The organism is Fusobacterium sp., from assembly GCF_032477075.1.
Classification (GTDB): domain Bacteria; phylum Fusobacteriota; class Fusobacteriia; order Fusobacteriales; family Fusobacteriaceae; genus Fusobacterium_A.
Genome location: NZ_JAWDXO010000025.1, coordinates 1 through 13,161 on the forward strand (window position 1 = coordinate 1; position 13,161 = coordinate 13,161).

General features: G+C 29.3%; 10 protein-coding genes and 1 tRNA gene. All 11 read right to left on the reverse strand.

Translation table 11 applies throughout. From position 1 onward, the window contains the following. Positions 1 to 884 precede the first annotated feature (884 nt). Positions 885 to 2,000 carry an ABC transporter permease gene (locus tag E6771_RS10720; protein ID WP_316091324.1) on the reverse strand — a complete coding sequence of 372 codons (1,116 nt, stop codon included), beginning with the start codon at positions 1,998 to 2,000 and terminating at the stop codon, positions 885 to 887. Between the two features lie 11 nt (positions 2,001 to 2,011). Next, positions 2,012 to 3,139 carry an ABC transporter permease gene (locus tag E6771_RS10725; protein ID WP_316091325.1) on the reverse strand — a complete coding sequence of 376 codons (1,128 nt, stop codon included), beginning with the start codon at positions 3,137 to 3,139 and terminating at the stop codon, positions 2,012 to 2,014. Positions 3,140 to 3,162: 23 nt separating this feature from the next. Continuing rightward, a complete protein-coding gene (locus E6771_RS10730) occupies positions 3,163 to 4,914 on the reverse strand; it encodes an ATP-binding cassette domain-containing protein (RefSeq protein WP_316091326.1) in 1,752 nt (583 codons plus the stop codon). A 5-nt stretch (positions 4,915 to 4,919) separates the two neighbouring features. Beyond that, the gene (locus E6771_RS10735) at positions 4,920 to 5,957 is read right to left on the reverse strand and encodes an efflux RND transporter periplasmic adaptor subunit (RefSeq protein ID WP_316091327.1); all 1,038 of its coding nucleotides are present in this window, start codon (positions 5,955 to 5,957) and stop codon (positions 4,920 to 4,922) included. Positions 5,958 to 5,992: 35 nt separating this feature from the next. Beyond that, positions 5,993 to 7,459, reverse strand: a complete 1,467-nt coding sequence (locus tag E6771_RS10740; protein WP_316091328.1) for a TolC family protein — start codon at positions 7,457 to 7,459, stop codon at positions 5,993 to 5,995. A gap of 780 nt (positions 7,460 to 8,239) precedes the next feature. Then, on the reverse strand, positions 8,240 to 9,484 hold the full coding sequence (locus E6771_RS10745) for a glutamate-5-semialdehyde dehydrogenase (protein ID WP_316091329.1): 1,245 nt from the start codon (positions 9,482 to 9,484) through the stop codon (positions 8,240 to 8,242). An 11-nt stretch (positions 9,485 to 9,495) separates the two neighbouring features. Further along, positions 9,496 to 10,299, reverse strand: coding sequence for a glutamate 5-kinase (proB, locus tag E6771_RS10750; RefSeq protein WP_316091330.1), 804 nt, complete (start codon positions 10,297 to 10,299; stop codon positions 9,496 to 9,498). A 166-nt stretch (positions 10,300 to 10,465) separates the two neighbouring features. Then, a tRNA-Leu gene (locus tag E6771_RS10755) sits at positions 10,466 to 10,551 on the reverse strand. A gap of 103 nt (positions 10,552 to 10,654) precedes the next feature. Further along, a complete protein-coding gene (hpf, locus tag E6771_RS10760) occupies positions 10,655 to 11,206 on the reverse strand; it encodes a ribosome hibernation-promoting factor, HPF/YfiA family (RefSeq protein WP_316091331.1) in 552 nt (183 codons plus the stop codon). A gap of 105 nt (positions 11,207 to 11,311) precedes the next feature. After that, positions 11,312 to 12,004 carry an ABC transporter ATP-binding protein gene (locus E6771_RS10765; RefSeq protein ID WP_316091332.1) on the reverse strand — a complete coding sequence of 231 codons (693 nt, stop codon included), beginning with the start codon at positions 12,002 to 12,004 and terminating at the stop codon, positions 11,312 to 11,314. Further along, positions 11,997 to 13,160 carry an ABC transporter permease gene (locus E6771_RS10770; protein WP_316091333.1) on the reverse strand — a complete coding sequence of 388 codons (1,164 nt, stop codon included), beginning with the start codon at positions 13,158 to 13,160 and terminating at the stop codon, positions 11,997 to 11,999. Before E6771_RS10770 ends, E6771_RS10765 begins: the two co-directional genes overlap by 8 nt. Position 13,161 lies beyond the last annotated feature (1 nt).

Below are 13,161 nucleotides of genomic sequence, written 5' to 3' on the forward strand. Positions count from 1 at the left end.
AGCATCTTCAATGGCTTTTTGTTTAGCTTTTTCTTCAGCCTGTATTTCTCTTCTTATCTGTTCAAGAACTTTTTTTCCCTCTTTTTCACTTATTTCCTGCGAATAAAGTACTGTTGTCAAACAAGATAGAAAAAGAAATATCCCCAAAATTTTCTTCATACTTCTTTCCTCCTTAAAAATAAACTTTATTTTTTAATATTATAGTTTTATAAAGCTAAGATATAATCTACCTCCTTTTTTTATAATATGACAAACAAATATTTTAAAAACTTGATTTAAATATCACAATAGTTTATGTTTTTAAAAAATAATTAGTTGACATATTGTGTATTTAATCAAATTATATCACAATTATTTTTTACATACAAATTAAAAATAAATATATAATTTTTAATTGTTAACATACAATTAAAAAAATACCAAATATATCTTTAATCTTAAACTGTCTCTTTTTATATGATTTAAGACAGTAATAATTTATTAAATTTTTATATTCTTTAAATTATATTATATAAAAAAACGTAAAATAAATTTTTATATACAGTAAAAAATTTATAAAAAATTATCTTAAAGATATCAATTACAATACTAAGAAGTAATTGAAACAATTTTAATATAATTGATACATTAATAGTAACTGAAAATATTAAATAAATCATTGAAAAAAATTAAAGAATAGTAATGACTCTATGATAACTTGTTTGTAAATCAAATAAAAAAGAAGCTGCTCTTATTAGAACTGCTTCTTCCATATTAAAATGACAATCTATAAACAATCATATTTGTTTTAATCCCTTTGCATATTTATATTTTGCTATTGATTCTACCTTGATGTCAATAATTAACATTTTTTTCTTTGTATATAATCTTCTTACTTTATAAAATTAAACTAATCTATTTCTAAATAGCCATATGGCAAGAGGTAAAGTTAATACTGCAACTATTATCATAGGTATAAAGTTATGAGCAATTTGAGCTAAACTGCTGCCCTCTAAATAAATTCTTCTTATTGCTTCCACACCAAAACGTAATGGATTGGCATAAGTAGCAATTTGAAGAATTTTAGGCATATTATCTATAGGAGTTGCTAAACCAGATAATAAAACCATTGGCATTATAAGAACAAAAGTATATACCATAACCTGCTGCATATTTGTCGAAACAGCAGAAATAGATAATCCTATTCCAATACAGCTAGTCATAAATATAAAAACAGTAAAGTACAGGGTAAATAATGAACCACTCATAGGTATTTTAAACCAGAACATACAAACAAGTACAATAAAAGTTACTTGCAGGGTTCCTATAATCATTGGAGGAACAGCTTTCCCTATTAAAATTTCAATTGAAGAGAGTGGAGTAACTAGTAATTGATCAAATGTTCCTTGTTCTCTTTCTCTAGCAACAGATAAACCTGCAAGCATAAGTGTTTGTATCAAACTTAAAGCTGCTATCATTCCAGGGAGAAAACTCCATCTTGTTATAAGATTAGGATTATACCATGCTCTTGTTTTTATATTTATCAGTTGTTTGCCTCCATTTCTTTCACTATTGAATTCTCCAACAATATCATTGATATATCCCAATGCTACAGCTGCTGTCATAGTATTACGTCCATCTGTAATTACTTGAACTGAAGCTGTTTCCCCTTTTATTAACTTTTTTTCAAAATCTGAATCTATACTTATGACCATCATTGCCTTATCTGAATCTATACTTTGAGCTATTTCATTAGCATTCATTAATGTTTGTACCCGTTTAAAAACATTTGTTCCTTCAAGTTTTGAAATAAATTCAACAGAAGTTTTACTTTTACTATTATCAAGATAAGCATAAGGAACTTTATCAAGATTATATGTTGCCGCATATCCAAATAAAATACTTTGTATAATAACTGGAATAAAAAGTACTGTTCTTGTAGCTGGATCTTTAAAAGTACTCAAAAGTTCCTTTTTACATATACTTTTTAATTTTAATAAAAATGTCATAAAGTTATTCATATCATCTACTCCTATTCAAGACTTTTTTTAGTTACTTTCAGTGCTAAAGAAATAAAAAATATCGCATAAAAGAATAATATCAAACAATTCTTATAAATTAAATGCCAGTTATTTCCTGCAAGAAAAAGAGACTTAAGCAGTTCTAAATAATATGTTGCAGGTAATATTTGTCCAATATTACGAATAAAAGCAGGAATACTACGTAAATCAAAAAGAAAACCTGTCAGCATCATAGCAGGTAAAAAACTTACAAGTAAAGCTAGCTGACTAGCCAAAAATTGATTTTTGGTAATAGAGGATATAGTAAGTCCCATTCCTAAAGTTACAAATAAATAGAGCATAGAACACAATATTATAATAATCAATGAGCCATAGATAGGAACTTTATATAGAAAACGTGCTGCAATAAGACAAAAAATAAATCCAATCATAGCTACACTGAAGTATGGAACCATTTTTGATAATAATATTTCCAATGGTTTTACAGGAGAAACAAACAAAGATTCCAATGTTCCACGTTCCCATTCTCTCGCCATAACAAGAGAAGTTAAAAAGACTCCAACAATAGTTATTATAAGTACTATGAGTCCAGGAATGAAATACCAGATACTTGAATTTGCATCATTGAACCACATCCTATTTTCGACAGTTACATTTCCAACAGCAGAATCGTTTATAAATTTAGATTTATTTAAAGCCTCCCATTGTTTTATAGAACCTTCAATATATCCTTTTACAATTGTGGCAGTACTTGAATCTACTCCATATAGAATTAGTTGTATTGAACTTTCTTGTCTGTATAAACTTTCTGAAAAATCAGAAGGAATTCTTATAATTGCCTCAACATTTCGTCCATCTATCATCTTTTCTGCTTCATGCATAGATGTTACATAAGTTGGTGAAAAATATTCTGAACCATTTAAAAAACTTAAAACATCATAGGTTGTTGGTGAAGTATCTTCAAGAACTACTGCTATTGGAACTCTTTTTACATCAAGCGATACTCCATAACCTATAATAAATATTAGAAGAATAGGCAAAAATATTCCAATTAAAATACTACTGTTATCACGAACCAATTGGCGAAATTCTTTAGTTACCATTGCTGTAAGGCGTTTTATAAAATCATTTTTACTCATAACTTTCTCCTTAATTAATCTATTTACTCTTTTGAACGATTTTGTTCAACTATCTCAATAAAAGCTTGATTCATTGTTTTTATATTTTCTCCAGCACTTTCTCGCACCTCTTTTGGAGTTCCAATTATCAGCATTTTTCCCTGATCTTGTATCATAATCCGATCACAATATTCTGCTTCTTCCAAAAAATGTGTAGTGATAATTATTGTAGTTCCTCCAGCAGCTAAAGCTGTTATCTGCCGCCAAAAAGTACGTCTTGCTAAAGGATCTATTCCACTTGTAGGTTCATCAAGAAAAAGAATTTTAGGTTCATGTAAAAGTGCTACTGCCATTGACAAACGTTGTTTAAATCCACCTGGAAGTTCTCCACTGGTTTTAGTTTCTTGACCTATAAGATCAAATTGCTTTTTTACTTCCTCAATTCTATTTTTTAATTTGTCTCCTTTTAAACCATAAACACCACCAAAAAACATTAAATTTTCTTCCACAGTTAAATTTGAATATAAAGAAAATTTTTGAGCAACATATCCAATATTTGTTCTAGCATAAGTTCTTGAGTTTCGGAGATTGACTCCTGCTACAGATAAAAATCCACTTGTAGAAGGCAATAAACCGCATAACATTCTGAATGTAGTTGTTTTCCCTGCTCCATTCGGACCTAATAATCCGAATATTTCTCCTTTATATACCTGAAAAGAAGTGTTGCTGACAGCTGTGAAATCTCCAAATTTTCGTACAAGATTTTTAACTTCTATATCAACCTGTTTCGATATTTCAAATTTATCTGAAAATTTTATAGGAAATTTTTTTTTTTCTGTTTTTGTATGTTTACTTTCATATTCACGTAATAAAATCATAAACCCATCTTCTAAAGTAGAATCAACTTTTTGTATTTGCAGATTAGAATCAATTTCTTTTATATTATTAAAAGCTTCATCTAAATAAGTAATAAACCTTACTTCATCTCCTTCTGGAACAGCATCAATGATATTCTGTTTATCATCAAGTAATTTTGTTTGCAGAATACGAGAAGGCATTCCACTTGGTGGCTGAATCTTAAAACATCTGTCATCTCCTATTAAAGATAATTCTTTAGGTGTTCCTGTAGCCAATATAGTGCTTTTATGTATTACTATTACCTTATGACAAAGCTCTGCTTCATCCATATAAGCTGTGTTTACTAAAACTGTAATATTTTCTTCTTTAACAAGCTTTTGCAGGATTTCCCATAATTCTCTTCTAGAAAGAGGATCAACACCTACTGTTGGTTCATCTAATAATAAAAGTTCTGGTGAACGAACTAATGTACATATTAATCCTAATTTTTGTTTCATTCCCCCAGATAATTTTCCTGTTTGTCTTTCAGTAAAATCTTCCAATCCTGTCATTTTTAAAAGGCGTTCAAAACGTTCATTACGTATTTCTTTAGGAACTCCATATAGATCAGCATAAAGATTAAGATTCTCTTGAATACTTAAATCTTCATAAAGTCCAAAACGTTGAGGCATATAGCTTATTCTATTTTGAATCTCCTGTGGATTTTCTTTTGTATTTATTCCAAGCACTGTTATATTTCCTTCACTTGGCATCATAAGTCCACATACTAAACGCATAAAAGTTGTCTTCCCTGCTCCATCAGGACCAATTAATGCAGTAAGTTTTCCAACTGGAATTTCTATATTAATGTTTGTAAGTGCTTCTACTTTCTTATTTCCTGGTTTAACAATAAAATATTTATATAAGTTTTCTGCAATAACTACATTTTCATTATTCATAAAAATTACTCCTTGGTATTTGTTCTGCTGTCATCAATTTTTATTGTAGCTGGCATACCCATACGTAATATATCTTCACTATCATTTACATAAATTCTGATTTCATATAACAAAGATGTTCTCAGCTCTTCTGTTTGAACTGCTTTAGGTGTAAATTCAGCAACTGAAGAAATAAAACCAACTTGCCCATTTATTGTTTTGTCTGGATAACTGTCAATAGAAACAGCTACATCCATTCCAGGTTTAACAAAACCAAGATGCGATTCCTGAATATATGCCCGTATCCATTTTTTATCATTTAAAGCTAAGAGATAAGTCGCACGCTGAGGAGATGCCATATCCCCTGGTTCTTGCAAACGTGAACGTATAACTGCATCACTTGGTGCCATTAATTGAGTTTGACTTAATAAATATTCCTGTATTGCTAATTCTGCTTTTAATCCTTTAAGTTGAGCCTCTGCTTCTGCAATATCTTCTTCACGAGGTCCAATATTCGCTAATTGATATCCTTCATATGCTTCTTTTACTTGTGCTGCAGTTATTTTAACTTTTGATTCTGCTTCATCTTTTTCTTGTTTACTTATTGAACGTCCAGCAGAGTTACTATAAGCCTTTTGAATTCTTTGTAATTGCATTTTGGCATTTTTTGCTTCTGCTTCTGCTGCATTTAATTGTGCCAATTTCTGTGATATTTCTTCAGGTCTTGAACCATTCTTTAACCGTAATACCACATTTTCCTGTGTTTCTATTTCTGCTTTGTTTTTTTCTATCTGTAGTTTTAAACTTTTTGTATCTAAAGTTGCTAATAACTCTCCTTTTTTTACTTCATCTCCTTCTTCGAAATACATTTCTTCTATTCTTTCACTGGCATTAAAAGCTAAAGCTACTTGCCTAATATCAACATTTCCATACAATACTATGCTTTCATCTTTATTTATTTTATTATATATACATCCTCCACTAAAAATAATTGCAATTATAATTATCAATAAAATTATTTTATATCTACTTTTTAAACTTGAAAGAATCTTCTCTTTATTCATTCTTTATCCTCCTGATAAAAACTTCTATATTTAAGTTATTTTATTGCTGTTTGTTCTTGAGTTAATGGTTTCCACCCACCACCTAAAGCTTTAAATAAACCAACTAAATTTGAAATTTTCTGTCCTTTACTTATTGCATATTGATCTTCCAATGAAAGTAATGCTCTCTGTGCATCAAGAACATTTTGAAAATCAACCAATCCATTATCATATTTTTCTTGTGCTATCTCTAAAGCAAGAGATGCTGTTTGAACACCTTCTTTTAAAGAAATATTTTTTTCTGTTTCTTGACTTATTGCTGTTAATGCATTTCTTACTTCAGCTACAGCATTCAAAATTGTATTTTCATAAACAGCAAGATATTGTTCTTCTTTTGCAGATTGTACATTAATATTTTTTCTTATGGCACCTGCATGAAAAATTGGTAAAGTAATCTGTGGACCAATTGAAAAGCCTTTACTTCCAGCTGACAACAATGACCCACTGCTGATACTTTCTAAACCTATTGACCCAAATAATATTAATTTGGGTTTTAAATCAGCTTTTGCTGACTTTGTACGGGCAATTTGAGCTTCCAGCTGATACTCAGCTGCTTGTATATCAGGTCTTTGCCTTAAAGTTTCAGCAGGAATTCCTACATAAATCATTTCATTTATATTTGGGAGATCTTTTTTCTCCATTAGAATTTTTTCAAGACTTCCTGGCAACTGGCCTGTAAGTACTGCTAAATTATTTAATGTTTCTTCTATGCTTATTTTAATAGTAGGAATAGTAGACCTAGTCTGGCTTGCTGTATACTTAGCTTGATTTAGTCCCAATCCATCTATTAATCCGTTATCATATTTTGATTGTAATAACTGAACTGTATTCTCTTGTAAAGCTAGATTGGATTCAGCTATTAATAATCGTTCTTGTAAAGTTCTTAAAGATAAATAATTAATTGCAACTTCTGATGTTAAAGTTACCCATGCTGAATGAAACTGAGCATGTTGTGTTTGTAAATCAGCTGTTGCAGCTTCTACTTTATATTGATTTCCACCAAAAATATCAATTTCCCATGAAGCATCTATTCCTAGTCTATATACATTGGCTATTCCACTTTGATTTGGAGAATTATCAGATACTTTTTTTCTTTCCCAACTGTTATTGTTATCAAGCCATGGGAGTAATTCTGCTTGACTTACTCCTAATGCAGCTCTTGCTTCTTTAACTTTTGCTCTCACTTCTTGTAAATTTCTATTATTTTTTAAAGATAAATTTATAAGCTGTGTAAGAGTTTCATCTTCTAAAATTACCCACCAGTTAGCCAATACATCTAAGGAAATAGGTTTTTGAATCCCATTATCTAAATATGAATTTTCATATTTAGAAGATAATTCTGTCCATTTATATTGATTTAATTCTGATTGCCTTTTTGATACGGCAGTTTGAGAATTACTACAAGAAACAGCTAGTAAAATTATTGATACACAGTAAAGAGTTTTATTGTATAGTTTTTTCATAAATCCACCTTCCATTTTTCATTTTAAAACGTTTTTAAAATTTTTTTCCTTTCTGCAAAATAGTTTTAAATTTTATTTATAAGCCATTAAAATTTATTTTCATTTTATACTACCATATTACTCCTATTTATAATTTCATTTCAATATTTTTTTATAAATTAATTTTTGTATTCATACGTATATATAAATTTTTTTTAAAATCTTTAAAATAACTAGCACTTATTTCAAAATATCATAATATTTGAAAAAAGTAGATAAAATTAAAAATATCAATATTAATTTTTTCTTCTTTTGTTGATAGAATCCTTTTTAATAAGCTATTTTTCCTCACAATTTACTATATAATTTTATTATTTAAGTTAGAAAATATAAAATACATATTTCCTGTAATCCTTTCTTTTAGTGAATAAATTTTCTATCTTTTTTATTTATAATAAAATTCAATGGCAAAGGTTTAAAAGTTTCTTTTTATAATTTTATCTATAAGCTTCTATTCTTTGTATAATTGTTAATTTATAGTCATAAAAAAACTGCACTCTCTATCTTAAGTTTGTCTAAGATTTTGAGTGCAGCATAATTTCAAATGGTCTTCTTTCTTATTCATTTGATCTATTTTCACATTTTATTCATGTATTTTTTCTAGAAATTCATCTTTATTCTTTAATTTTAGATATTTATTTTTTTATTCTTGAAAATTTTTATCATCTCTTTTATGCTTTTTTCTATTTTTTGAAGAAAAAAGTTCTCTTTATTAATATTTTATTTTTAGTATTATTAAATCTATTTTCTAATCTGCCCATTACCAAATATTACATATTTAGTAGTAGTTAATTCTTTAAGCCCCATTGGTCCTCTTGCATGAAGTTTTTGAGTGCTGATGCCTATTTCAGCACCAAATCCAAATTGTCCTCCATCTGTAAATCTTGTAGAAGCGTTAACATATACAGCTGCTGCATCTATTTCATTTAAAAATCTCTGAGCATTTGAATAATCTTCTGTTATTATAGATTCAGAATGTTTAGTTCCATATTTTCCTATATGTTCTATTACCTCATCTAAAGTTTTTACAGTTTTTACAGCAAGTATATAGTCTTCATACTCTGTAGCCCAATCCTCTTCAGTAGCTTTTTTAGATTCGGTAATATACTTATTTACAGTTTCATCTCCTCTTATCTCTACATTTCTATCAATCAGCTCTTTTCCCATTACAGGAAGTAATTCTGCTGCTATATCCTCATGTACCAGTATAGTTTCTACTGCATTACACACTCCTGGTCTTTGAGTTTTAGCATTGATTATTATATCTACAGCTTTTTTCAAATCGCCAGTTTTATCTACATATATATGACAGTTCCCTATTCCAGTCTGAATGCAAGGTATAGTGCTGTTGTTGATAACAGTATTTATTAATCTAGCACTTCCCCTAGGAATAAGTACATCTATATATTCGTTAGCTTTCATAAGCTCCATAGCTTTCTCATGGCTTGTATCTTCCAATATTTGTACTGTATCTTCTGAAAGTCCAGATTCTCTCAATACTTCTTTAAATACACTCACAATAGCTATATTTGTTTTTATTGCTTCTTTTCCTCCTCTTAAGATAACAGCATTGCCGCTTTTTAAACAAAGTCCAAAAGCATCTGCTGTTACATTAGGACGTGATTCAAATATTATAGCCACCACTCCTAAAGGAACTCTTTTCTGCTGAATTATCAAACCATTCGGAAGTGTTTTTCCATATATATATTCCCCAACAGGATCATTGAGCATAGCTATATTTCTCAAACCTGCTGCCATATCTTCTATTCTTTTCTCTGTTAATGTAAGTCTGTCTATAAAAGATTGTTTTACTCCATTCTTTACAGCATTTTTTACATCCTCTTTATTTATTTCAATTATCCTTTCTTTATTTCTTATTAAAGCATCAGCTGATTTTTGAAGTATATCATTTTTTATCCCAGTAGAAAGCTGAGCCGTTCTTATGGAAGCCTTTTTTGCAGCTTCTCCTATTTTTGATATTTCCATTATATTTCCTCCTAAGCTATACAATCAAAAATTGTTCCTACATCTTCTCCTGATATCAATCTTTCTATCAGCAGAGGATTAGAACCATCTAATATAGCCATCACTACTTCATTATCACAACACTCTCTTGCTGCCAGAAGTTTTGTTTCCATTCCTCCAACACTGAATTCGCTTCCCTTTTCTCCACCCATTTCCATTATTTCATCAGTAACTTTCTCTACATATGCTATTCTTTGAGCATTAGGATTAGTTTTAGGATTAGAATCATAAAGTGCATCTATATCTGTAAGTATAATCAAAAGATCAGCCTTTAATAAAGAAGCTACACTTGCAGAAAGTCTGTCATTATCACTGAATTCTATTTCAAATGTAGATATAGTATCATTCGCATTGACTATTGGAATAACTCCATATTCTAATAATGTTTCAAATGTATTATTAGTATTAGTTTTTCTTTCTCCTTCTTTAAAATCATCTTTTGTCAAAAGTATTTGAGCTGTTTTCTGGCTGTATTCACTAAAAAAGTTTTGATATATATGCATAAGCTCAGCCTGACCCACTGCTGCTGCTGCTTGTTTTTCTCTAGTTTCCTTAGGTCTTGTTTTAAAATTAAGCTTTTTAGACCCTACTCCTATAGCTCCTGATGTTACAAGTACTACATCTCTTCCTTGGTTTCTCAAGTCGCTAAGTCCCCATACAAGCTTATTTAAAAGACTCAAATTAAGATTTCCATTTGTGTAGGTCAATGTAGATGTTCCTACTTTAATTACTATTCTTTTAGCATTTTTTATTCTTTCTTTTATATCTCTGTCCATTTCAGCTATCACCCCTCTTTAGCATTTCATTTAATGATATTATTATACTAAATATTTACAGATTTTGCACATTTATTTTTATTTTTCTTTTAAGATGATAATTTTTTTTTAAAATTCAAAAAATAAAAAAACAATATCAAAAGATACTGCATACTGACAAAAATAATGGTGCAGAAGAAGAGATTTGAACTCTCACGGGGGCACCCCCACTGCCGTCTGAAGACAGCGCGTCTACCATTCCGCCACTTCTGCACAACTACTGGTAGTATATACCTATTAATATAAAAATTCAAGTGTTTTTTCTAAAAATTTAAAACCCCTTTCATCTCTGAAAGGGGTAATAAGGATTATTTAATTATTTTTTAATCGCTGGTTCTACATGAGCATAGTCTCCATCTTTTCTCTTATAAACTATATTCATTTCTCCAGTTTCACAGTTAGTAAATGGATAAAATGCTCTATTCAACAATTCAAGTTGAAGTATTGCTTCTTCTATATCCATTGGTTTTGGTGGAAGATAAACTTTAACCACATTTACTGCTGCTTCTTTTTCAACTGTATTAGTTTCAGGATCATATTTTATTTTTTTTACCCTTGGAACCTGTCCGTAATTCATTGCTCTTTTCTCTTTGTGTTTTTTAAGTTGTGCCTCTATAATATCAGAAACTTGGTCAATAGCTGCATACAAGTCAGTATCTGTACAAGAAGCTTTTAAAGTACTTCCACTCAGATATGCTAATACTTCAGCTGTATGGCTGCTTCCAGTTTTAGTTCTCACTGCTGATAAGCTAACATCTAATTCTATAATACTATCGTGATACTTTTCAACCCTCCCTAGTTTAGTTTCCGCATACTTTTTGATTGCATCAGTTACAACTAATTGTTTTCCATGGATAGACATTTTCATAATACCACTTCCTTTTAAGTCCGCAAGTTCTCTTTGCTTTGTATAATATTATACTTCCTTTTCAATAAATTTCCTTTTTTTCTATAAAAAAATTTAAAAATTTTTTTAATTATCATCTGTTAAATGTAAAATACCTTTTTTAAGATACAATTTTTTATCTGAAATTTTTGCTAAATCTTTTGAATGTGTAACTACTATTATAGTCTGTTTTCTATTTTTATTAATATCCCTTAATATATCAAAAATTGTTTCACTTGTTTCTTCATCCAAATTTCCTGTAGGTTCATCTGCAAGGAGTATCTTAGGAGAATTAATAAGAGCTCTGGCTATTGCCACTCTTTGCTTTTCTCCACCAGACAATTGTGATGGCTTATGTTTTACCCTGTCTTTTAACCCCACTGCTTCTAATATCTCCATAGCTCTTTTTTCTACTTCTTTTCTGTTTTTAAATTCATTCACCAGAGCTGGGAGCATTACATTTTCTAAAGCAGTAAATTCTGGTAAAAGATAATGAAATTGAAATACAAATCCAAGCATACTATTTTTCAGTATATCTTTTTTTTCATCAGAAAGTTTCTCCACTTCCTGTCCACCAATATATATTTTTCCATTATCTATTTTATCCAATAAACCAATTATATTTAAAAGAGTAGATTTTCCTGATCCTGACCTTCCAAGTATTGAAATAAATTCTCCTTCTTCTACTGTTAAACTTAAATTTCTTATAATATGAAGCTTATCTATGTTACCACTATAATATTTTTCTATATTTTCTAATTTTAATATCTCTCTATTCATGTCTCAACGCCTCCACAGTTTCCATTCTAGCTGCTCTGTATGCTGGAAAGACGCTTGATACAAAAATTATTCCAATATTAGCTCCAATTATTACTCCTATTTCTTTAACTGATATTTCAACAGGTATCTTTGTTAGATAATATATAGAAGTTATAAAAGCTAATGTATAATTCTTTATATACCATAAGAAACATAGAGCAATGATTGTACCTATTATTATTCCTGCTATTCCCAAAAGCATTCCTTGAATAAGAAAAATTTTCATTATGCTTTTTCTAGAAAATCCCATTGATCTCATTATTCCAATATCTTTTATTTTTTCCCTGACCAACATATTCAAAGTTACCCATACTACAAATCCTGCTATTATTACTATTAAAGAAAATACCATTACCATAACGGTTTTTTCAAGTGACAAAGCAGAAAGAAGATTTCTATTAAGATCTCCCCATGTTCTAGAAAATATCTTTGTGTCAGCCATTATTTTATCAGCAATTTCAGGTGCTTTATATGGATCATTTAATGTTACATCTATCTTATTTACTGTGTCACCACTATATACAAGATATTGAGCAGCCTTCAAAGGAATTATTATCATATTTATATCATAATCATAATATCCACTTTGAAATACTCCCTCTATTTTAAATTTTATCTCTTTATTTTCTGATGATATTATAGTTACTTCATCTCCAAGAGAAGCTCCAATATTTTTAAATAGTTCTTTTCCTATAAGAACCCCATCCATTTTATCAGGAGAAATGCTTCCTTCTACAATTTTTTTATCTAAATCCATAGCTTTCTTAGCACTTTCTAAGTCAAAACCTTCTATTTTTACCCCTGATATATATCCTCCATATATTCCATTATATTTAAATATACCTTGAGTTTCTATACTGGGAACAGCTCCTTTTACTCCAGAGATTTTTTCTATTCTATCTTTTAACTCATTATAATCTGATAATTTATCTCCATTTTCTACCAAGACATGGCTTGTCATAGAAAGAATGCTGCTTATCATATTTTTATCTAATCCATTGGCTATTCCAATAGAGACTATTAAAACTATTATTCCAATTGCTATTCCTAAAGTTGAAATCAGACTTTGTCTTTTCCTTTCAAATATATGTTTCTTTGCTATAAAAAACTCTACCATT

Bases quoted from the DNA above. Each gene is read 5' to 3' on its own strand.
- E6771_RS10770 (WP_316091333.1), bottom strand. From the start codon at position 13,160: ATGGTAGAGTTTTTTATAGCAAAGAAACATATATTTGAAAGGAAAAGA.
- E6771_RS10740 (WP_316091328.1), bottom strand. From the start codon at position 7,459: ATGAAAAAACTATACAATAAAACTCTTTACTGTGTATCAATAATTTTA.
- proB (WP_316091330.1), bottom strand. From the start codon at position 10,299: ATGGACAGAGATATAAAAGAAAGAATAAAAAATGCTAAAAGAATAGTA.
- E6771_RS10765 (WP_316091332.1), bottom strand. From the start codon at position 12,004: ATGAATAGAGAGATATTAAAATTAGAAAATATAGAAAAATATTATAGT.
- E6771_RS10730 (WP_316091326.1), bottom strand. From the start codon at position 4,914: ATGAATAATGAAAATGTAGTTATTGCAGAAAACTTATATAAATATTTT.
- hpf (WP_316091331.1), bottom strand. From the start codon at position 11,206: ATGAAAATGTCTATCCATGGAAAACAATTAGTTGTAACTGATGCAATC.
- E6771_RS10745 (WP_316091329.1), bottom strand. From the start codon at position 9,484: ATGGAAATATCAAAAATAGGAGAAGCTGCAAAAAAGGCTTCCATAAGA.
- E6771_RS10725 (WP_316091325.1), bottom strand. From the start codon at position 3,139: ATGAGTAAAAATGATTTTATAAAACGCCTTACAGCAATGGTAACTAAA.
- E6771_RS10720 (WP_316091324.1), bottom strand. From the start codon at position 2,000: ATGAATAACTTTATGACATTTTTATTAAAATTAAAAAGTATATGTAAA.
- E6771_RS10735 (WP_316091327.1), bottom strand. From the start codon at position 5,957: ATGAATAAAGAGAAGATTCTTTCAAGTTTAAAAAGTAGATATAAAATA.